A 22214-nucleotide genomic window follows, 5' to 3' on the forward strand; every position below is an offset into this window, starting at 1 on the left:
AATATCTATTCTATGCTAGGCTTAATGCTATTTTATCAATCACTATGAGGGCAACAATCCATTATGACATCATTACTAACTTCCGCGTTTATCTATCTCTTTGCCGCCGTGGTGGCCGTGCCAGTTTCCAAACGTTTGGGATTAGGTTCAGTGCTAGGCTATTTGTTGGCAGGGGTGGCGATTGGGCCAATTTTAGGCTTAGTCGGACAGGAAACCGAACGCGTGCAGCACGTTGCTGAATTTGGCGTGGTGATGATGTTATTTTTAATCGGTTTAGAGCTTGATCCTAAAATGCTATGGGCGTTACGCACCAAATTGCTCGGCTTGGGGGGCTTGCAGGTCATTCTATCTATTGGCGCGATTGCAGGTATTGCCCATTTGCTTAATTTTAGCTGGGAAATGAGCATTGCCATTGGCTGTGTGTTGGCGGTGTCGTCCACTGCGATTGTGTTGCAAACCTTGGGGGAAAAGCATTTGCTGAATAGCCCCGGGGGACAAAGCAGTTTTTCCGTGCTGTTATTCCAAGATATTGCCATCATTCCGATTTTAGCGTTCTTGCCAATGCTTGCTTCGCCTGAATTGATTGATAGTCTGCATAGCGCGGAGCAACATTCAGACAATTTATTAGACGGGGTGAATAATTATGTCAAAACCCTGATCACCTTTAGTGTGATTGGTTCGATTATCTTTGGCGGCTATTTTCTCGCACGCCCAATTTTCCGCTATATTGCCGCATCAAGAACCCGTGAAATTTTCACCGCATTTGCCTTAGCATTGGTGATCGGCATTGCAGCGATGATGTCGGCTATCGGCCTTTCGCCTGCCTTAGGCACATTCTTGGCGGGTGTGGTATTGGCAAATAGTGAATATCGTCACGAACTAGAAAGCAATCTTGAACCGTTCAAAGGCTTATTGCTTGGTTTGTTTTTCATCACCGTAGGCGCAGATATTAATTTCAGCTTATTATTCAATGACTTCACGGTGATTTTAGGCATCACGCTATTATTTATTCTCATCAAAGCCATTGTCTTATGGGGGCTGGGGTTAATATTCCGTTTGGATCGCCTTAACCGTAATTTATTCGCCCTAAGCCTAGCACCAGCGGGAGAATTTGGTTTTGTGCTACTTTCTTTCAGCCAACAAAATGGCATTCTACCAAGAGAAATCACCGACAAACTCTTACTTGCCGTAGCCATTTCAATGTTGCTCACGCCTTTCTTATTTATTGCTTACGATAAGCTGATCGTACCGCGTGCAAGCCACCAACAACAGCGCGAAAACGACACTATTGAAGATCAAAATGACGTCCTTATTATCGGCCACGGACGTTACGGGCAAATTATCAGCGGAATGTTAATGAGTTGCGGCTACAAGCCTACGGTTATTGACTACGATGCCACCTTGGTGGAAGGCTTATCGCGCTTTGGTTTAAAAACCTATTTTGGCGACGGCTCACGTTCTGACTTGTTAGAAACTGCGGGCATTGCGAAAGCCAAATTATTAGTGATCGCCCTTGATGACAAAGAACAAGCCATACAAATCGCCCACTTTGCGCATCACTTTTACCCAAATTTACCGATTATCACCCGCGCTTATGATCGCCGCCATGTTTATGATTTATACCGTGCTGGGGCAAGAAATATTGTGCGAGAAACTTTCGACTCCGCGATCCGCAGCGGCCGTTTAGCCTTAGAACAGCTTGGAATGGACAAAGAAAAAGCCAAACAAATCGCAGAATTTTACTACCACCGCGATCGCCACGGCTTAGCTGAAATGGCAAGCCTTTACGATCCTGAAATTTCCGTATTTAGCAACGAACGAATGATCGCCCGCGCCAAAGAACTCGAACAAGAAACCAAATCAATGATGCTCACCCTGCTCGCAGGCGGCAAGGTTGATTGGCAGCCAGGGGAAGAGAATCGAACGGGGGAGTAAGTTAAAGCCGCCAATATTGCTTGGCGACTTTATTTATAATAAAAAGGTTATGCCGTATGTAAATTTAAACTTTCTTGTACGGCATACAAAGGAATATTGATTAGCCAATCTTGATGGCGATAATCCGCCATAGAAAAGCGCAGAGCCTGTTTAGGATTATATTGCTCTACATAAACTCGTAGGCTTTTTGCCTTCAAATTTTCTTCTGCTTTTACTTCAATCGGAATGATAGATTGTTGCAGCTGTATCACAAAATCGACCTCCGCCGTTCCTTTCTCGGTTGCCCAATAACATACAGGATTATCCTGTTGAGCAATGAATTGCTGTAATACATATTGTTCAGTCAATGCCCCTTTGAACTCACTGAAAATGCGATTGCCTTCAAGTAAGGTGCTGATATCTAAATGGCTTTGCGCAGCTAGCAAGCCAACATCTAAGCCGTATAGTTTGAATGCATTATCTTGATAGGCTGAAAGCGGTAAATGTGGCTTTTTAATTCGCTGTACACAATGTACTAATCCACTATCTTTTAGCCATTGCAACGCAATTTCGTAATCTTTGCTTCTTGCTCCTTTTTGTAGATTGGCATAAAAAAACTTTTTGTTTTCTTTTGCTAATTGTTCTGGAATTGATGCCCAAATAGACCGCACTTTTTGTACCGTGTAGCCGTCTTGAATATGTTTAGAAAAATCTTGCTCATAGGCGATCAGCAAATTACGTTGCACTTCCCTTACAGCATCAAAATTTTGTGTATCAATAAAAGTTTGCACAGCTTCAGGCATTCCACCAATAAAGTAATATTGTCGTAATAGTTCAATATACCGACTTTTCATTGCAGAAATTAATGCCCAATCTTGCGTTTTGAGTAACGTAACAAGATCATCTTGCCCCAATGCCAACAAAAATTCGCTAAAGTGCATAGGATACATTGGCATAAAATCCACTTTCCCCACAGGGAAAGAAACTTGATGATGTAAGGATACGCCAAGTAATGAGCCTGCCGCAATAATATAAAAGTGCGGTGCATTTTCATAAAAATATTTGAGCGATGCCAACGCTTGCGGGACTTCTTGGATTTCATCAAAAATGAGCAATGTATCTTCTGCTTGAATATCAACACCAGTTTCGATTTTTAAACCTAAAATCAATCGGTTAATATCAAAATCACTAGAAAACAGGGTTTTCATTCTTGGATTGTTATCAAAGTTTACATAAGCTACTTTGCTAAAATAATGTTTACCAAAATATTTCATTGCCCAAGTTTTGCCCACTTGGCGAGCGCCTTGAATAATTAAAGGCTTTCTGTTGGGTTTCGCTTTCCATTTTTCTAAGGCTTGTAAAATCGTGCGTTTCATTAAAATTTTCTCCCTAGCAAGATAGGCTATTTTAAGTAGGTTATGATTTTTTACAAGGAAAAAAAAGAAGCGGTAAAGCATTTTTTCCAATGAAAAATGCAATTATATTACATTTTTATAAAGGAATATGTGGTTATTTAGTTGCAGCCTCTGCATTTACTTCCACCACTTCCCCATCATCAAAAAACAGCTTGATTGGGAAAGTTTCGCCTTGTTGGATTGGTTGGGTGAGATCGAAAACCATAATGTGTAAGCCACCACGTTTTAGGCTAACACTTTGTTTCGCGGGGATTTCAATGCCGTTGAGTGCGTGCATTTTGCCGTTGTGCATTCCGTGTAATTCTAGGCGCGCGGGCTGTTGGCTTTCGGCGAAAAGCAGATTGACGCTTTCATTGCCAGTGTTTTGCAGCTGCATAAAAATAGCGCTTGGTTGCCCTGCTTTTTCGGTGGGGAAGATGGTGGCTTGGCTCACAACAATTTCCGCTTGGGCTACTAGTGGGAAAAGTGCGGTGCAAATTAAGCCGATTTTTTTCATCGCGTTCATTGGGTTCTCCTTTTTATTAAAATAGATTGAAATAAAACTGCTACAGTGCAGGGCTGTGGCTTGTTTAGAATAACTAAACTTTACCACATTCACCTTTTTCTCACAAAAACTAGCCGCCAGCTCAAATGCAAAATAAATTATCAACAGACCCTAGCAAGAATTTGTCATTTTGCTTTCATTCGTTGTTTGCCTTTTAAAGCAAGGCGAAAAATGCTATATTGCCCCAGTTTTTGAGAGATTCTCGCCCACATAATGATTTTCATACAACATTCATAGCAAAATGGCAGATTATTACGACATCACCCTTGCCCTTGCTGGTGTATGCCAAGCGGCTGCGCTAGTGAAACAATTCGCTCATCACGGCAGTGCCGACAATTTGGCTTTCAACGCCAGCCTACAAAGCTTATTACAAACTTCGCCCGAAAATACCTTAGCAGTTTATGGTGGCAATGCGGCAAACTTAAAATTAGGCTTGCAAACCTTGATGGAACAGCTCAATGGCCGAGATGCGGAGCTAACGCGCTACTGGGTGAGCTTGCTGGCCTTGGAAGGCAAGCTGAGTAAATCGCCAAAAGCAAAGGCGGAATTGGCACAACGCATCGCCTATTTGCCTTCACAGCTCAATTTTTATGATTTACTTGATGAGCAGATGATAAGCAATCTTGCTAGCATTTATGTGGACGTCATCAGCCCGCTCGGTAGCCGTATTCAGGTGCTTGGCGCGCCAGATTATTTGCAACAACAGGGCATTCAGCACCGTATTCGCGCAAGTCTATTGACGGGTATTCGCTCCGCGGTGCTATGGCGTCAAGTTGGCGGTAAAAAATACCAGTTTCTTTTTTCCCGTGGCAAAATCGCCACAACGGCACAACAAATTTACTCAACCCTTTAGGAGTTCTTTCTTATGGAATTAAACGCACTTACCGCGATTTCCCCGATTGATGGTCGTTATCAAGACAAAACAACAGCTTTGCGCGCTATTTTTAGCGAATTTGGCTTGCTCAAATTCCGTGTTACGGTCGAAGTTCGTTGGCTACAAAAATTGGCGGCGACTGCACAAATTCAAGAAGTGCCTTCTTTGTCGCAAAAAGCAAACGATTACCTTGATGAAATTGTGGCGAATTTTAGTTTGGTGGATGCACAACGTATCAAAGAAATTGAAAAAACCACCAACCACGATGTAAAAGCGGTGGAATACTTTTTGAAAGAAAAAACTACCGCACTTGAAGAATTAGCTGCGGTGAGCGAGTTTATCCATTTTGCTTGTACTTCTGAAGATATTAACAACCTTTCTCACGCCTTAATGTTGAAAACGGCGCGCGAAGAAGTGATTTTGCCTGAATGGCAAAAATTAATTGATGAGATTGAGCGCCTAGCCCACGAATACAAAGCGATCCCATTACTTTCGCGCACACACGGACAGCCTGCTTCTCCGTCCACCGTTGGGAAAGAAATGGCGAATGTGGTGTATCGCTTGAAACGTCAGTTCAAACAACTACAAGACATTGAAATTCTTGGCAAAATCAACGGTGCAGTGGGAAACTACAATGCCCATTTATCCGCTTATCCTGATGTAGATTGGCATCAATTTAGTGAAGAATTTGTTACTTCGCTAGGCATTAAATGGAACCCTTACACCACACAAATTGAGCCGCACGATTATATCGCGGAGCTGTTCGATAATATCGCCCGTTTCAACACTATTATTATTGATTTTGACCGCGATCTTTGGGGCTACATCGCATTAAATCACTTCAAACAACGCACCATCGCGGGCGAAATTGGATCATCCACAATGCCGCACAAAGTGAACCCGATTGACTTTGAAAACTCAGAGGGAAATCTCGGCATTGCAAATGCGGTAATGGGGCATCTCGGGGCGAAATTGCCGATCTCTCGCTGGCAACGTGATTTAACGGATTCCACCGTGTTGCGTAATCTGGGCGTGGGCCTGGGCTATTGTCTAATCGCCTATGCCGCCACCAGAAAAGGCATTAGCAAACTTGAAGTGAATGAACAGCACTTGCGTGATGAACTCAACCAAAACTGGGAAGTGTTGGCTGAGCCAATTCAAACCGTAATGCGCCGTTATGGCATTGAAAAACCTTACGAAAAATTGAAAGAACTGACACGCGGAAAACGCGTTGATGAGCAAGCAATGCGTGAGTTTATTGAGAAGTTAGACATTCCAGCGCACGAAAAACAGCGCTTACAACAACTCACCCCAGCCACTTATATTGGCGCAGCGGTGGTGTTAGTGGAAAAACTTTAATGGGCTAAAAATAAGTGCGGTGAAAAATCTCGACATTTTTCACCGCACTGTTGTTTGCTAAGAAATTAAAGATGGGCTTTAGTAAAAGCGCGCGCTTCTGCGATTAATTCATCGCTTGGGCGTTGCTGAGTGTAAAGCACAAATTGCTCCACAGCCTGCAAAGTAAGCACTTCTTCACCTGAAATAATTTGTTTGCCTTGCTCTCGTGCGTATTGAATTAATGGCGTTTCGGCAGGCATTGCTACCACATCAAAAATCACATTTGCTTGAGCGATCATCGGCTCAGGGAAAGCTAAATCAAATTCTTCTTTGCCTCCTTGCATTCCGATTGGCGTAACATTAACTAAAATATCCGCTTGCTGATCGTTGAGATCGGCAAGGTATTGATAGCCATATAAATTGGCTAAATAGCCCCCTGTTTCAGCATTACGCGCATAAATTTTAAGCTGCGTGAATCCAGCATTTTTGAACGCCGCCACCACTGCTTTTGCCATTCCGCCGCTGCCTTGTACGATCACACTGCTATGTTTATCTAATTGATATTTTTCGATTAATTTTGCAATGGCAATGTAATCGGTATTATACGCAACCAAATGTCCGCCATTATTAACAATAGTATTAACCGATTCAATGGCTTGCGCAGAAGGATCGATTTCGTCCACAAAAGGCATACAGCTTTCTTTAAATGGCATTGAAACTGCACAACCGCGAATGCCAAGAGCACGAACACCTTTTACGGCATCGCCAATATTATTGGTGGTGAAGGCTTTATAAATGTAATTCAGCTCTAATTTTTGGTACAAATAATTGTGAAAATACGTGCCGTTGTTACTTGGTCGCCCTGATAGAGAAATGCAGAGCGTGGTGTCTTTATTAATCATTTCAACCTCTTAAATATTCAAATTTGTATCTTTATCAATAAAGCATTGATTCATTTCAAAAGCTGGCTTAGCGGCTTTGTCTTTGCCAATCGCTTTTGATGGCACGCCTGCTACGGTGGTGTATTCTGGCACGGCTTGCAACACCACAGAATTTGCACCGATTTTGGCGTAACGGCCAATTTCAATATTGCCGAGAATTTTCGCGCCTGCGCCAATCATCACGCCCTCACGCACTTTCGGGTGGCGGTCGCCAGATTCTTTTCCTGTTCCGCCAAGGGTAACGCCTTGCAAAATGGAGACATCATTTTCAATCACTGAGGTTTCACCCACCACAATGCCTGTGGCGTGGTCGAACATAATGCCGCAGCCAATTTTCGCCGCAGGGTGAATATCCACATCAAAGGCAACGGAAATTTCATTTTGCAAATAAATCGCCAGCGCCTTGCGGTTACGCTGCCATAAATAATGGGTTATGCGGTAGCTTTGTAAGGCGTGAAAGCCTTTTAAATAAAGCAACGGCGTTGTCCATAATTCCACCGCTGGATCTCGTTGGCGCACCGCACGAATATCACAAGCAGCACTGCCGATAATATCAGGCTCAACTTGGTAGGCTTCTTCAATAATTTCACGCAGGGCAATGGCTGGCATAATGGGATTGGCTAATTTATTCGCCAAAATATAGCTCAACGCATTGCCAAGATTTTGATGTTTAAGAATGGTGGAATGAAAAAAACTGGCGAGCATTGGCTCACATTCTGCTAATTCTTTCGCTTCTTGACGGAGTAATTTCCAAACTTCAGCAGGCATTTTATTCTCCTTTGCGCTCACGTCCAAGCAGGCTTAATGCCACATCTTGCGCATTTTTACCGCAGAATAACACTTGGTAAATTTGTTCGGTAATCGGCATTTCTACTCCGTGGCGCTGAGCGAGTAAATAGGCTTCTTTGGTGTTGTAGAACCCTTCCACCACTTGTCCAATTTCAGCCAAGGCTTCTTCGGCATTTTTGCCTTGCCCAAGCATTAAACCAAAACGGCGGTTACGCGATTGGTTGTCGGTACAGGTTAGCACCAGATCACCTAAGCCAGACATTCCCATAAAGGTGCTTGGATTTGCTCCAAGGGCTTCACCTAATCGGCTGATTTCCGCCAAGCCACGGGTAATCAAGGCAGTGCGTGCATTTGCGCCAAAGCCCATACCATCAGACATTCCAGCGCCAATGGCGATCACGTTTTTAATCGCGCCACCAAGCTGAACGCCGATCATATCCTGATTAATATAAACACGGAAATGTTTGCTGCAATGAATACGCGCCTGAAACTCTTCCGCGAAAGCCTGATCGTGTGAAGCCAGCGCTATTGCCGTAGGCAATCCTGCCGCCAGCTCTTTCGCAAAGGTTGGCCCAGAAAGCACCGCAAGGGGATATTGCGTGCCAAGTTTTTCTTCCACCACTTGTTGCAATAAACGCCCTGTATCACGCTCTAAGCCTTTGGTTGCCCACACAATGCGGTGATGTGGTTGTAAGTGCGGTCGGATTTTTTGTAAAACTTCGCCAAAAACGTGGCTTGGTACAACGATCAATAAATCTCGCGATTTTTGCACCGCACTTGCAAGATCGCTTTCTATTTCAAGCGCACTTGGAAAAGGAATATTCGGTAAAAAGGCTTGGTTGCAACGTTCTTCATTCAAACGTTGCATATGTGCGGGATCGTGTCCCCAAAGATAAGTCGGCGAACCATTGCGAGAAAAGCTGATAGCCAGCGCCGTGCCGTAAGATCCTGCGCCAATCACGGTAATGGGTGAATTTGAGATGTTGTTGTGCATTAATAATCCCCATAATTAAAATAAAGGTGAATCACATTCACTGTTAATGCCTTGAGTTTAACCTACTTGAATTAGACTGAAAATAGAATTTTTACAGAAGTGAGTTAGTGGTGGGGCGTTACATAAAGTAGTTGGATAGATTATCTTGCCAAATTGTATCCTATCGAATACAATTTAAAAAGGAGGTGAGTATGGAAAAAATAAATGAAATAAGAACAACAGCTGAATTTGACCATTGGCTAATGAATTTAAAAAATCGCATAGCAAAAATGGCAATTATCAAGCGAATAGAGCGAGCCGAGCGAGGAAATTTCGGTGATCATAAACCATTAGGTGGTGGGCTTTATGAAATGCGAATAGCAACAGGAGCAGGTTATCGTGTTTATTACATTCAAGATGGCAATACCTTATATTTTTTGTTGTGTGGTGGCGATAAATCAACACAACAGGCAGATATTAACAAAGCAAGAATGATGATCGAGGATTAACATAATGAAATTAAAAGCAAATATTAAAACAAGTCATTTTGACGCAGCAAAATACCTTACTACGGAAGAAGATATACAGGCTTATTTAGCTGAAACCCTAAAAAGTGGAGATCAAGAAGAATTTTTAACCGCTCTTTCAACAGTCGCAAGAGCAAGAGGAATGACGGAGCTGGCTAAACAAACAGGTTTAGGGCGTGAAAGTTTGTATAAAACCCTATCCAAAGGCAGTAAACCGAGATTTGAAACCATACAAAAAATTCTCGCAGCGTTTAATTTGGAGCTCGTGCCAACAATTAAAGTGCGGTAATTTTTTTCTTAATTATTTTCACATAACCAATCGTACAATATAGCTAACAAATCTCCCCTCCCCCCTCTTTACTAAAGAGGGGGATTGGATCGAAGCGTGTCTAAGATCTCAAGTAAAAAATAACAAAGCCAAAAATCCAGAAAAAACCACCGCACTTTTCTGCGTCATCAAATTTTTTCATCGCGACAAATGTAGTGGCGGACCGATGTGTCCGCCTGAAAGATATTCCCACAACAAAACGTAGAATGGGCTTTAGCCCATCAAAGGGGAAATTGCGTTTAATGGTGGGCTGAAGCCTCACCCTACCTACCACAAATGTAAACAGTGTCTTTAGGGAATTTGTAAATGATGTTCCAAGAAATTCCCCTCTTTAGTAAAGAGGGGTTAGGGGAAATTTGGAAAGCAGAGATGATTTGGAAATTTATATAAAAAAAGTGGGCATTTCCGCCCACTTTTCTGATTAATTCACGGTTTCTGCTTGCTCGCTTTGTGCTTGCTCCGCTTGTTGGCGCTCTAAATATTCCATAAAGAGTGCATCAAAGTTTACTGGAGAAAGATTTAATGGCGGGAATGTGCCGCGGTTTACAAGGCTAGCAATTAATTCACGCGCATAAGGGAAAAGCATATTTGGGCATTGTGAGGTTAAGCAATGGGCAAGTTGAACCCCTTCAAGGCCACTCACAGTAAACACGCCTGCTTGTTTTACTTCACAAATAAATGCTACATCACCGCTTTCTTCAAGGGTGGTTTCGGTGGAAATGTTTAAACATACTTCATAAAGATCTTCACCCAATTCAACCACTTCGGTGTTTAAATCGAAAGAAAGTTGTGGTTTCCACTCTTGTTGGAAAATATGTGGAAGATTTGGTGCTTCAAAAGACACATCTTTAATATAGATGCGTTGAATTTGTAATACGGCTTCTGTTGCTTGTGCTTCCGTTGCAACTTCTTGATTTTGCTCAGTCATTTTTTATTCCTCTGTGAGTTATTTATCTTTTTTCACTAATGGCAAATTCGCTGAACGCCAACCTGCAATCCCTTCTTTTAATGCGTACACGTCGCTAAATCCTTGTTTAGCCAAAAGCTCTGCGGACGCGCCAGCTGCCATTCCTGTGGCACAAACCACCACAACAGGCTTGTCTTTATGCTGTTCAATTTTACCAATATTTTGATTTTTAATTTCGCTTGGTAGTAAATGAATGCTGTGAATAATATGCCCACGTTCAAATTCATCAAGGGTGCGCACATCGATCACGGTGGCATCTTTATTATTCATTAAACTAACCAATTCCGCATTCTCAATGGTTTTCACTTTGGTGATGAATGCTTTGAAATAGGTATAAATAACGAGAAAAAATACGGCTATCCAAGAAATAACCATTAATGTGTGATTTTTGGCAAAAGCAGTTGCCATCGGTAGAAATTCTTGCATTTTACTCTCTATGTTTTAGTTCAAAATAAAGGCTTAAGTATAACCGCACTTTATTGATCTTTCAAAGGAAGTCTGTGAAATTCCTGTGTCGTTATTCAATAATTTATTCTAAATCAAGAGATAAACAAAAATAGTTAGCAGAAATATAGCGATAATGACACTTTATTGCTATATTAGCGCCGATTATAGGGGTATCCCTTTATGTGGACATTTTCTTTTGGCTATTCTCAAAAAGAAAATCATTTTATCTTTTATCATTTATAAGAGGTTCTATTATGTTTTTTCTCCAATTTGCCATCGTATTGGTGTGCATTTTGATTGGTGCGCGCATTGGCGGTATCGGCTTGGGGGTAATGGGCGGCGCAGGGCTTGCTATTCTCTCTTTCGGTTTTGGTTTACAACCAGCGGGCTTACCAATCAACGTAATGTTAATGATTATGGCGGTGGTTTCTGCAGCGGCAGCAATGCAAGCAGCAGGCGGTTTAGATTATATGATCAAAATTGCCACCAACATTTTGCGTAAACACCCGAAATACATCACCTTTATTGCACCAGCGGTAACTTGGACATTCACCGTATTAGCGGGAACAGGTCACGTTGCCTATTCTGTATTGCCTGTAATTGCTGAAGTCAGCCGCCACAACGGCATTCGTCCTGAGCGTCCACTTTCAATGGCGGTAATTGCATCACAATTTGCTATCGTTGCTAGCCCAATCGCTGCGGCAGTGGTGGCGGTGGTGGCCTATCTTGAACCACAAGGTATTCACCTTGGTGATGTCTTAATGGTAACAATGCCATCAACCATTTTAGGTTTGGCAGTGGCTTGTATTTTCGTCAATAAAATGGGTAAAGAATTAAAAGATGACCCGAATTATCAACGTTTATTACAAGATCCTGAGTATGTAAAAGAAAACCACACAGACGTAAACCCAGACAACATTCAATTAAAACCAACGGCGAAACTATCTGTTGGCTTATTCCTATTTGGTGCATTACTTGTGGTATTAATGGGGGCATTCCCAAGCCTACGCCCAGCCTTTGACGGCAAAGCAATGGGAATGGCACACACTATCGAAATTGTAATGCTTACCGTGGGTGCGTTAATCATCTTAACTTGTAAACCAAACGGCAACGCCATTACACAGGGTTCCGTATTCCACGCGGGTATGCGTGCGGTTATCGCCATTTTCGGTATTGCGTGGTTAGGTGATACATTAATGCAAGCCCATATGACCGAAGTAAAAGAAAGCGTGAAAGTCTTGGTAGAAACCGCGCCTTGGACATTCGCCCTTGCGTTATTCGTGCTTTCTGTATTAGTAAACAGCCAAGGTGCAACAGTGGCAACCTTATTCCCAGTAGGTATCGCATTAGGCATTCCAGCGCCTGTATTAGTTGGGGTATTTGTGGCAGTAAATGGTTACTTCTTCATTCCAAACTACGGCCCAATCATTGCTTCCATTGACTTTGATACCACCGGCACAACACGCATTGGTAAATTTATCTTTAACCACAGCTTTATGTTGCCGGGCTTATTAAGTATGGCATTCAGCCTTGCTTTCGGCTTATTATTTGCCAATATTTTGCTGTAATTTTTACCGCACTTTATTTCTCAACTGGGGGCATTGCTCCCAGTTTTTTTATGCCCGCATCTTATACAAAAAGTTAGCTATGGCATTCCTAGCCAAACTTCCGCATAATATTGCCACTTGATATAGCAAAGGAAAATCACAATGACCATTTCAAAACAACAAATTCTTGATGCTTACCATTTCCGCCACGCGTGCAAACAATATGATCCAAGCAAAAAAATCAGCGATGAAGATTTTCGTTTTATCCTTGAAACCGCCCGTCTTTCGCCAAGTTCATTCGGCTTTGAGCCGTGGAAATTCTTAGTGATCGAAAATCAGCATATTAAAGAATTAATCCGTGATAACGCTTGGGGCGCGAAAGATAAGATTATGGATTGTAGCCATTTTGTGGTGATTTTGGTGCGCCAACCGCAAACCCTTTTAGCCGATGGCGAATACGTTCCACATATTATGCGTGATGTGCATCATATCCCTGAAGACGCGCTCAAACTGCGTCAAGGTTTCTACCGCAACTTCACTGAAAAGGATTTTGCTCTAACTGAAAACCCCGTGGCGTTTTACAACTGGGCGTGCCGCCAAAGTTATATCGCGCTCGGCAATATGCTCACCAGCGCCGCAATGATCGGCATTGACAGCACGCCGATTGAAGGCTTCCCACTGCAAAAAATGAATGATCTATTGATGGCTGAAGGCTTATACAAGGCAGACGAATACAAACTCAGCGTAATGGCTTCGTTTGGTTATCGCCTAAACGAACCAAGAGAAAAAACACGCCAAGCCTTTGATGACGTGGTGGAGTGGGTTAAATAAAATGAGAAAAATATTATTTAGTGCATTCATTGCCACAACGTCTATCTGTACAGCGTACGCTCAATTAGAAGAGCAACATTCTTTCGACTCATTACCTTATTTTAATCAAACAAAAGATGGATACCAGCTTGAATTTGATGGAAAAAATTACCGCTCTTTTACAGTGCAAGTAAATGGTAAGTCCCTTAAATTTCGTGCTTTTGAGAAAATTGTATATGTAAAATATCCTACCAATGCTGATTACCAAAGTTTAAATTTTTATGTGCCAGAAATTTACTTTGAAGGGGGGACAATAAATGGTTTTAACCTAGAAACGGCTCCTATTTTTTTACCTAATGCTGTTGGTGGGTATATGCCTGCCAAACCTGCCACTTATGACAATAAAGGGTTTGGCTCGGGAGAAAAACCAAATGCAATTTTGACCGCACTTTCTAAAGGCTATGTGGTTGCAAGTGTGGGGGCTCGTGGCAGAACACTAGAACAAAATGGCAAATATACAGGAAAAGCCCCTGCGGCCATCATTGATCTAAAATCGGCAGTTCGTTATCTACATTTTAACGATGCACGAATGCCTGGTGATGCAAATAAAATTATTTCTAATGGCACTAGCGCAGGAGGGGCATTATCTGCTTTATTAGGTGCAAGCGGGGATAGTTTAGATTACAAGCCTTACTTCCAATCTTTAGGCGCAGCTGAAGCCAGCGATACTATATTTGCTGTTTCTGCTTATTGCCCTATTACTAATCTCGAACAGGCTGATAAGGCTTATGAATGGGAATTTAATGGTTTAAATCAGTTCAGTCGAATTGATATGAGCAAACTTAATGCTCAAACATTTAATGATCGCTCAAAGCCAATGCCAAGAATTGAAGGGAATTTAACCGAAACAGAAATCCAAACTTCTAATGAGTTAAAAAGCTTATTTCCTGCTTATTTAAATGCACTAGATTTACGTGATGAAAACAATCAGCCACTGACATTAAACGAAAAAGGAAAAGGTTCTTTTGAAGCCTATATGAAAAATCAAATATTAAAATCAGCGCAACAAGCTTATGCAAGTGGCACTGATTTATCTGATTTTGATTGGATTAAGATTGATAAAAATGGCGTTCAAGATCTTGATTGGTATGGCTATATTCATTCAGCTAAACGAATGAAATCTCCACCAGCTTTTGACGCACTGGATCTTAGTTCTGGTGAGAATAATTTATTTGGTACAGAAACCATTAATAACCAACATTTTACTGAATATTCTCAGCAACATTCTAAAGTGCAAGGTAGCTTAGCAAATAAAGAAACCATCAAATTAATGAATGTGATGAACTACATTAATAACCCTAAATCAGCACAACATTGGCGTATTCGTGTCGGCACCGCAGATAGAGATACCTCACATGCAATTAGTGCAATTTTAGCCATTAAATTAAGCATGTCAGGTAAAAATGTAGATTATGCAATGCCTTGGGCCGTTCCTCATTCTGGTGATTATGATCTAGATGAATTATTTGAATGGATTGATAACCTTACAAAAAATTAGGACGTGTATGCTAATTTCATTTATTCTGATCGCCCTATGCGCTGGTGTCGCCCTTGCCACGCAAGCCGCCATTAACAGCCAACTGGCAGGTTCATTAATGGGGCAGCCTGTTGTCGCTGCTTTAATTTCCTTCGCAACAGGCACATTGCTGCTCTTTTTCATCTGCTGGTGGAAAGCCGATCTCTTCACCGCCTTACAACAAGTGCCAAAACAACCCTTGTGGAAACTGATCGGCGGCCCACTGGGCGCGCTCGTGGTTTTCACCACCATTTTCCTTGCGCCGAAAATGGGCGTAACCAATATGCTCTTTTTCATTATTGTCGGCCAACTCATCGCCGCCGCCATCATCGATCATTTCGGCTTAATCGGAATGACCGCCCGCCCAATCCAAATCTGGCAACTCATCGGCTTTGTATTTATGGGATTAGGCCTCGTACTGTTTTTCTTTGGGAAAAGGTTGTTTGGGTAATCTGCGACCAGATTTTGATCGCCTTTGCGCCAAAAGTACACCAAGGCAACCAATCTGTTAAGATTTCGCCTGATTGCACACGCGCACGGCACAATCCACTTCGGCAACCACGCCATAGCGGATCAGGTTTTCAATTTTGCGGTTATTTTCTGCGGACATAGCACTATTGATAGGTGTTAAATAGGGCTATTGTTGGGGATTTGATAAGGATTGGATAGCGGTTTGCGATGTGGATTGGGGGATAACAAAAAAGCAAGTTAAATAACCTGCTCATTTTTTAAACAGAAATGATGAAATACGCTGTTTTATCGCTTTTAATTTGCTTTTGTTGTATTTTTCTTGAAAAGTGCCAAATAATTCATCGTGGTCGGCAAACATTCTTATTACGAGAGTATCGCCAGCAAAGGTTAGAATTAATAACGGGTCATTATCATCTGGCAATACACGAGAATGAAACACACCAATATAATAAGGCGAAGAACCATCAGTAGAATTTGTATCTTTTATTCTGCCATAAGCATAATCTGTATTATCTTGATAAATTTCAACGCATTTGGCTAATTTCCAAGTTCGGATAAGCTGTCCAATTTCTTGCTGATAATCAAGAATAATATCTGCGGTATAACCAATTTGTTCACTAAGCTGATAAAAGTCGTGGCTGATGATGACGTCGTTTATTTTTCTTTGGGTGATCATTATTTAACTTGCCTGCTAAGTGTTGAATGGCCAAAGACTGAAGCACTGCTTGAGCGTCATTTTCAAAAACAGAAACGCCTTCCACCCCTTGAGCATCGCTTTCTTTCAACATTTCTTCAATATGTGGGCTTATTTTCATAGGGCTGTCCTTATGACTTGTTGTTTTAAGATAGCTCGAATATTCACCTTTAATTTGGGCCGTGCAATTAATAATTTCACGAATGAAAGGTGCATTTTTATTCATTGCTAACCTCCTTTCTTGCGATCCTAACACCTTTTCTATTTATCAACAACAAAAAAGGGCTTTCGTTCTTAATATCTATCGCATAATACGTTCTTGTTGATTTCGTGGCTATAGCCTGATCCCCTGCATTTTTGAGCTATGTTATTTTTTCGAGATAAGTCTCACGGATAATAAAAATCACGCAGCCATCAACTGTAAAGGCAAGAAGGGCAACTTTTACAATGTCTTCAAGAATTTTTACTAATGCATATAAAATTTCGGTTTCTATGGAGTGCTTTAACAGATTAAATAAAACAAAGACAAAACCACCGCACTTTTATCTTTTCCAATAAAAAAGCGGTAAAAACTTGAAAAATTTTTACCGCTCTTTGTCTTTATAATACCTAAAAATTCCCATAAAAAAACAGCATCTAAAGAGATGCTGTTTTTATTTCTATGTAGTTTAAGGGGTTAGATTACCATTGGTATCCCACGCCCACGCTACCACTTAGGTCGCCACGGCTATTGCTGCTACCTGTAAGTTTCAAGATAACTTTACCGTTATCAGAGATGCGAGATGCACCCACTGCGATAGCGTTTTCGCCACGGTATGTACCACCTGCTACGGCAACCATACTCTTACCTGGAATGTAAGCTTGTGGTAAGCCAGCAGTTGCTACTGCACCTGCAACACCTGCGCGAAGTTTACGATCAACGTGGTTAATTCGGTTACCTAATTCGTTACCCATATTAGTTACCGCATTTTCCAATCTATTGATGTTTTTGTGTGTATCATACAATTGGCTACCGTTCACTGCGTCTGTACTTGTTGCAGAGATTACACCTGCTGCCACATTTTGGATTTGACGCGTTTCGTTTTCGTTACCAACTGAAACTACACCAACTACATTGTCCACGCCAGCTACATTAGCATTATTTCTGCCTTGATAGCTTACGTTACCGGTATTCACGCCAGCTGATGCTGCTTTGTTACCAAGGAACACTGAGTTTGCCACGGTTTGCTTGATGTTGCTACCTAAAGCATAAGTGTTTGCAGTATTAACTTCGTTGTTAGCACCAATTGCCACACTGTTTTCAGCATCTTTACCCACTTTAGAATTGTAACCTACCGCAGTTGAGTATTTACCCGCCGCGCTAGAATCCTTAGTTTCTGCAGTACCGCTAGCCACTTGACCATCATTGGTGTGGAAGTATTTAATACCATTTTCGTTCATATTTTTGATCGCAGAGATCACATTTTCATTCTTAGTTACTGTTTGACCTGCAGTATCATAAGTTTTTAATGCATCTTTACCTGCATCATTTAATGAACCGTCTTGATTTACAAAATCTTCACCAATGGTTTTGTTGAAGTTATTTGTAATGCTACTCATATCACCTTGAAGAGTCTCTTGAACTGCCAGTAAATCAGCAACATTTGCTACATTGTTACGCTCTGGTGCATTTGCGTCATTCTTAATATCATCAAGTGTTTTACCATTTAAACCACTTGCAACATTAGAAATTGCATTACCACCGTTATTTAATCCTGTCTCGGTTAAAGAAACCGCTTTCTTAGGATCGGTATTACTGATAGTTACACCTGCATTGTTTACTGTTGTATTGCCTGCAGTTACGCTGGTTACATTTAAAGTATCTGACATTGACACTTCATAAGTTGGCGCACCATCAGTGTCAGCAACTTTTTCCACTTTAATGTTAGTTTGATCAGCTTTTGCTTTTACTACAGTCTTTTTACCTGCAGCAGCAGTTGCTGAATCTGCAATATTTTTAACTGCAGCGATCGCATCATTAATGTTATTTGCATTAGTGCCACCAATATTTTGAGCAGAAATTGAACCATCATCATTTACAGTTGTAGAATCACCTAAAATATTTTTGATATCAAATAACTGATCACCATTGATTGCATCAGTGCTACCTTTTGCTACAGAACCCGCTTTAACATTGGTTAAAGTAACTGGAGCGTCTTCTTTACCAACTAATTTAACTGTGTTAGTTGCTGTATTTGGCTTACCATCAGTTTCAGTCTTGCCGTCAGTACCTACATACGCAAGTGGTGTATCAATACGAATATCGCTTGATGAACCATCTTCGTTAGGTGTAACGGTTACAGTTGCACCATTACCATTTACAAAGTTAACAGTATCATAAGGACGAACGAAGTCTTTTGCTTCACCATTAGCTTGTAAGTTCCAACCTGCATTTAACACATCATTGATGTTTGCTGCGTTGTTACCAATATCACCTGCATTGGCTGGTTTTGTGCCTGATGTTGCATTCGCATCCGCTGGTGCTGTTAAATTATCTTTAATGTTAGTTAACGTTGCACCATCTGTACCATTTGTTGGATCTTTTAATGCAGTTTTAACATCTTTTGGCTCTACTGCTGTTGTATTAGCTTTCGGTGTACCATCTGAATTTAAGTCTGATGGTTTATACCAGTTTCCATCTTTATCTTGAACAACTTTTTCACCTGCTGCATTTACATACTCAATCGGTGATTTATCTAATACACTTTGAGTATCTACATCAACTGTGATTGTACGAACACCATCTTCTGCTGTTGCACCTGTTACTTTCGCACCATTTGCGCCAACAAATTTCACTTCATTCGCGTTTTTCACTGCTGCGCTGTAATCATCTCCAGCACTCACTACCCAACCCATATTACGTAAATCGCCTACGGTTGCAGCGGTGTTGTCTGATACAGCTGGAGCTGCTCCATCAGTTGGTTTGCTTAAGTCTACAAGACCGTCTGCTTTCCCACCCTCTGTTGTGCCTAAACCACTGGTTACATTTGTTAATGTACCTGGGTTAGTTGTTGAACCACTTGGATCTTTTAATGCTGTTGTAACATCTGCAGCATCTACTGGACTAACACCATCTTTTGGTTGACCATTTTCTAAATCTGATTTCTTATACCAGTTATCACCAACTTTAACTACTTCATTCCCTTCAGGATCAACAGTTGTTAATGGAGATGCTGCTGCCGCTTCATTAATTACGCGAGCAACTTCTGCTGCGGTTGCAAAAGTATCTGTTGCATCAGCAGGTACACCATCTGCATTCTTAGCTGTTACACCATTTGCACCTGTTTCAAAGGTAGCAGTTTTAACGTTAAATTTGATTTCTGAACTTGTGCCATCTTCACCTGTTACAACATTCGCTGTTGTACCTGTGCCATCAGCAAAAACAATAGTGTCGTAAGGTTTAACAAAGTCTTTATCAGTTGTAGTACCAGCTGTTTTCTCTTTCAAGTTCCAACCCGCATTTAACACATCATTGATGTTTGCTGCGTTGTTACCGATATTTGATACATCTGGTTTTGTATTAGCTGTTGCATTTGGTGTTGGTAAGTTATCTGCAACGTTGGTTAATGTTGAACCACCTTTACCATCTGGATCTTTTAATGCAGTTTTAACATCTGATGGGCTAACTTCAGTTTTTACTGGCTGACCATCATCACCTGTTGTTACAGTGTAGTAGTTATCACCTTCTTTGATGACCTTATCACCATTCGCATTTACATACTCAATTGGTGATTTATCCAACGCTTCATTGGTAATAGCTTGTGTATCAACATCCACTGTGATTGTACGAACATCACCTTCAGTTTCGCCTGAAACTTTCGCTGCGCCTGTACCCACAAATTTCACTTCATTTGCGTTTTTCACTGTTGCACTGTAATCATCTCCAGCACTCACTACCCAACCCATATTACGTAAATCGCCTACGGTTGCGGCGGTGTTGTCTGATACAGCTGGAGCTGTTCCATCAGTTGGTTTGCTTAAGTCTACAAGATCATTACTATCTTTAGTTAACTTGCTTTCGATACCAGTCAAACCATCTTTGGTTAAGGTTACTGTTTTACCATCATTTGTAATGGTTACACCGTCTTTATTGATCGTTGTTGTATTAGGAGCCTCACCAAAAGTCGCAGAAGTTAACCCTGTTAATGCTTTCGCCAATTTAACTGTTACTTTACCAGTAGAAGAATCTGCAACAGTTCCAATATTATTATCAGAGAGTGTCGTCGCCCCACCAGCAATTGTTAATTTTTCTGTTGATGAACGGGTAATATTGTTAGCAGAATCAGTAGAATTATCCGCACCATATAATGATGAAGAATTGCTATTTGCTTTGGCATCTGCAACGGCTGCATTAATTGCTTTTGCTACATCACCAGCGGTAGCAATTTTGTTTTCACCACCGTTAGCTACGGTTACATTACCATCATTTAAGGTAATATTATTAGAAGCGTCTTCAGCAAATTTAGTCGTATTAAGACTATAAGTGATTGTATTGTCAGCTGAAGATTCCACTGCAAGTGGGCCATTCGCTGCAAAAGTAACATTTTTCTCTTTGTCTAATGTCCAAGTAAATGCATCTGCTGGATCAGCTGAATCTTGCTTAGTTTTAAAGTTAAATACAGTTTGTGTCGCTAAATCATTCACATATTTTGCCACGGCGAAAAGCTGTGAACCGTTTACCGCATCAGTAGAAGTGTTTGTGATTTGACCTGCTGCAATATCTTGAAGTTGACGACCATTAAAAGCAACTACTCGAGAAAACTCGCCTGCCTTCTCAGGATTTTCAATTCTTGTAGCCCCTCCATTTGCATATTGGTAAGTCTGACTAACATTATTTACTGATAACGAACCACCAAAAGCTTCTTGAAGGCTTGTATTATTAGTTGTCCCACCTAGTTTTGCTACAGAACCGCCACCTATTGCAACAGAACCATAAAGCCCAGCATTTGCGTTTTGACCAATTGCAACACCATAGTCAAAAGCATTTGCATTTTGCCCTAGCGCTATTGCTCCTTTTTGTGATACTGCTTCGTTACCAATTGCAATAGCGTTATTTGGTTTGACACCGGTTTCACCATGAGCATTTGCAGCGATACCTATTGCTACAGAGCCTCTCCCTTGAGCCTTTGTGCCATAGCCAATTGCTGTACCTCCATAACTTGCCTGACCACCGCTAATTGCAATCCCCGAATTCTCCACAGTTGTTGGATCATCGAAGTTTCCATTTACTTGGCCCGCACCTGCAGTAAGAAAAGCACTTGCCGTAGTTGGTAGGGCCGCTAACACCGCTAAGCTAACCGCTGAGTAGGCTGTTTTTAAAACAGAAGCGCGTTGGCTGCCTACTTTGCTTTCCGAGGTTTTTGTGGCTTTACCTTCACCACGGGATAATTCTGAAGTTACCACTAATTGATTTAGAGCTTTGCTCCAAATGATTTTGAAAATTTTATTCATATATTATTTATGCCTTAATAAGCTTATATTATGTTGAACATTCTTGTTAAAAACCGTCAATCCTTTGAATAATTATTGAGCAGAGGTATAACCTCTCCCCAAAAGGATAAATGGCAACGCATTATCACTCAATAGCACATAAATTGCAAAACCGTTTCACTGGAAGATGTGTAAAGTTTTGTAAAAATGAAAAGGTGTTTTGTAAATCATATACTCATTATGGAGTAGATCTACCTATTTAGGCATATACATCATCATTTCCCTTAACACAAAAAAACGCAACGAACGCCATTTAGCACAAAGAAAAAGTGTAATTTTTCTCCTTTGAATAAAAAAAAGCCAATTTAATCAACTCATTATGAAGGAAAGCAAGCCCTAAAAGAGCGGTCAAAAATTTTTGATTTTTTCGTATCGTTTGCTTTATTTTTCAACAAAGCAATCGGTTTCTTTTACAGTTTTTTCCAAATCTTTCCTATCTTCTCGTTGATAAAGGAGATTTCTTGGAACATTATTCACAAATTTCTTTCTTAACGATATTGTTTGCATTTTTATGTGCATAGGTAGGGTGC

The 22214-nt window shown here is 41.1% G+C and carries 19 protein-coding genes; 9 read left to right on the plus strand and 10 right to left on the minus strand.

The annotated features are described in order from the left end of the window. The first annotated feature begins 63 nt into the window (after positions 1-63). Positions 64-1935, plus strand: coding sequence for a monovalent cation:proton antiporter-2 (CPA2) family protein (locus tag L5B76_RS09270; protein ID WP_265755183.1), 1872 nt, complete (start codon positions 64-66; stop codon positions 1933-1935). Positions 1936-1982: 47 nt separating this feature from the next. Here the strand turns inward: L5B76_RS09270 and L5B76_RS09275 are convergent, their stop codons facing one another. Both L5B76_RS09275 and L5B76_RS09280 read right to left on the minus strand, forming a co-directional pair. After that, positions 1983-3290, minus strand: a complete 1308-nt coding sequence (locus tag L5B76_RS09275) for an ATP-binding protein (protein ID WP_265755184.1) — start codon at positions 3288-3290, stop codon at positions 1983-1985. Between the two features lie 133 nt (positions 3291-3423). Next, positions 3424-3834 carry a copper chaperone PCu(A)C gene (locus L5B76_RS09280; RefSeq protein WP_265755185.1) on the minus strand — a complete coding sequence of 137 codons (411 nt, stop codon included), beginning with the start codon at positions 3832-3834 and terminating at the stop codon, positions 3424-3426. 280 nt (positions 3835-4114) lie between these two features. Between L5B76_RS09280 and hflD the strand changes: the two genes are divergently transcribed. After that, positions 4115-4726: a high frequency lysogenization protein HflD gene (gene hflD / locus L5B76_RS09285; protein WP_265755186.1), complete on the plus strand. Its 612-nt coding sequence runs from the start codon at positions 4115-4117 to the stop codon at positions 4724-4726. A 12-nt stretch (positions 4727-4738) separates the two neighbouring features. Continuing rightward, positions 4739-6106, plus strand: a complete 1368-nt coding sequence (gene purB, locus L5B76_RS09290) for an adenylosuccinate lyase (RefSeq protein ID WP_265755187.1) — start codon at positions 4739-4741, stop codon at positions 6104-6106. Positions 6107-6171: 65 nt separating this feature from the next. Here purB and L5B76_RS09295 read toward each other — a convergent pair whose 3' ends face one another. Genes L5B76_RS09295 through gpsA form a run of 3 tightly spaced genes read right to left on the minus strand, consistent with a single transcriptional unit; the run spans position 6172 to position 8809 of the window. Next, positions 6172-6987, minus strand: coding sequence for a shikimate 5-dehydrogenase (locus L5B76_RS09295; RefSeq protein WP_265755188.1), 816 nt, complete (start codon positions 6985-6987; stop codon positions 6172-6174). A gap of 9 nt (positions 6988-6996) precedes the next feature. Next, on the minus strand, positions 6997-7794 hold the full coding sequence (gene cysE / locus L5B76_RS09300; protein WP_126371260.1) for a serine O-acetyltransferase: 798 nt from the start codon (positions 7792-7794) through the stop codon (positions 6997-6999). A 1-nt stretch (position 7795) separates the two neighbouring features. Next, on the minus strand, positions 7796-8809 hold the full coding sequence (gene gpsA / locus L5B76_RS09305) for an NAD(P)H-dependent glycerol-3-phosphate dehydrogenase (protein WP_265755189.1): 1014 nt from the start codon (positions 8807-8809) through the stop codon (positions 7796-7798). Between the two features lie 191 nt (positions 8810-9000). Here gpsA and L5B76_RS09310 point away from each other — a divergent pair, with 191 nt between their 5' ends. Next, positions 9001-9297, plus strand: a complete 297-nt coding sequence (locus L5B76_RS09310) for a type II toxin-antitoxin system RelE/ParE family toxin (protein ID WP_265755190.1) — start codon at positions 9001-9003, stop codon at positions 9295-9297. 4 nt (positions 9298-9301) lie between these two features. Next, positions 9302-9604, plus strand: a complete 303-nt coding sequence (locus L5B76_RS09315; RefSeq protein ID WP_194751558.1) for an addiction module antidote protein — start codon at positions 9302-9304, stop codon at positions 9602-9604. 460 nt (positions 9605-10064) lie between these two features. On the opposite strand, the gene secB is transcribed toward L5B76_RS09315, so the two are convergent. After that, positions 10065-10571, minus strand: coding sequence for a protein-export chaperone SecB (secB, locus tag L5B76_RS09320; protein WP_265755191.1), 507 nt, complete (start codon positions 10569-10571; stop codon positions 10065-10067). A gap of 18 nt (positions 10572-10589) precedes the next feature. Beyond that, positions 10590-11036, minus strand: coding sequence for a rhodanese-like domain-containing protein (locus L5B76_RS09325; protein WP_265755192.1), 447 nt, complete (start codon positions 11034-11036; stop codon positions 10590-10592). A gap of 275 nt (positions 11037-11311) precedes the next feature. Between L5B76_RS09325 and L5B76_RS09330 the strand changes: the two genes are divergently transcribed. From L5B76_RS09330 to L5B76_RS09345, 4 genes are all read left to right on the plus strand, one after another. Continuing rightward, positions 11312-12625 carry an anaerobic C4-dicarboxylate transporter gene (locus L5B76_RS09330; RefSeq protein ID WP_265755193.1) on the plus strand — a complete coding sequence of 438 codons (1314 nt, stop codon included), beginning with the start codon at positions 11312-11314 and terminating at the stop codon, positions 12623-12625. Positions 12626-12766: 141 nt separating this feature from the next. Then, the gene (locus L5B76_RS09335; RefSeq protein WP_265755194.1) at positions 12767-13435 is read left to right on the plus strand and encodes an NAD(P)H-dependent oxidoreductase; all 669 of its coding nucleotides are present in this window, start codon (positions 12767-12769) and stop codon (positions 13433-13435) included. A 1-nt stretch (position 13436) separates the two neighbouring features. Then, positions 13437-14972: a subtype B tannase gene (locus L5B76_RS09340; protein ID WP_265755195.1), complete on the plus strand. Its 1536-nt coding sequence runs from the start codon at positions 13437-13439 to the stop codon at positions 14970-14972. Between the two features lie 7 nt (positions 14973-14979). Beyond that, positions 14980-15441: a DMT family transporter gene (locus L5B76_RS09345; protein ID WP_265755196.1), complete on the plus strand. Its 462-nt coding sequence runs from the start codon at positions 14980-14982 to the stop codon at positions 15439-15441. Between the two features lie 270 nt (positions 15442-15711). Here L5B76_RS09345 and L5B76_RS09355 read toward each other — a convergent pair whose 3' ends face one another. The 3 genes from L5B76_RS09355 to L5B76_RS09365 all read right to left on the minus strand — a co-directional run bounded on the left by L5B76_RS09355 (position 15712) and on the right by L5B76_RS09365 (position 21645). Continuing rightward, positions 15712-16137 (minus strand): hypothetical protein, encoded by a 426-nt coding sequence (locus L5B76_RS09355; RefSeq protein WP_265755197.1) that lies wholly within the window; start codon positions 16135-16137, stop codon positions 15712-15714. After that, positions 16079-16381, minus strand: a complete 303-nt coding sequence (locus tag L5B76_RS09360) for a hypothetical protein (RefSeq protein ID WP_265755198.1) — start codon at positions 16379-16381, stop codon at positions 16079-16081. The genes L5B76_RS09355 and L5B76_RS09360 overlap by 59 nt, the downstream gene beginning before the upstream one ends. Before the next feature lie 455 nt (positions 16382-16836). After that, positions 16837-21645, minus strand: a complete 4809-nt coding sequence (locus L5B76_RS09365) for a YadA-like family protein (protein ID WP_265755199.1) — start codon at positions 21643-21645, stop codon at positions 16837-16839. Positions 21646-22214: the final 569 nt, after the last annotated feature.

It is taken from the genome of Avibacterium sp. 21-594 (assembly GCF_026226815.1).
Taxonomy (GTDB): Bacteria; Pseudomonadota; Gammaproteobacteria; order Enterobacterales; family Pasteurellaceae; genus Avibacterium; species Avibacterium avium.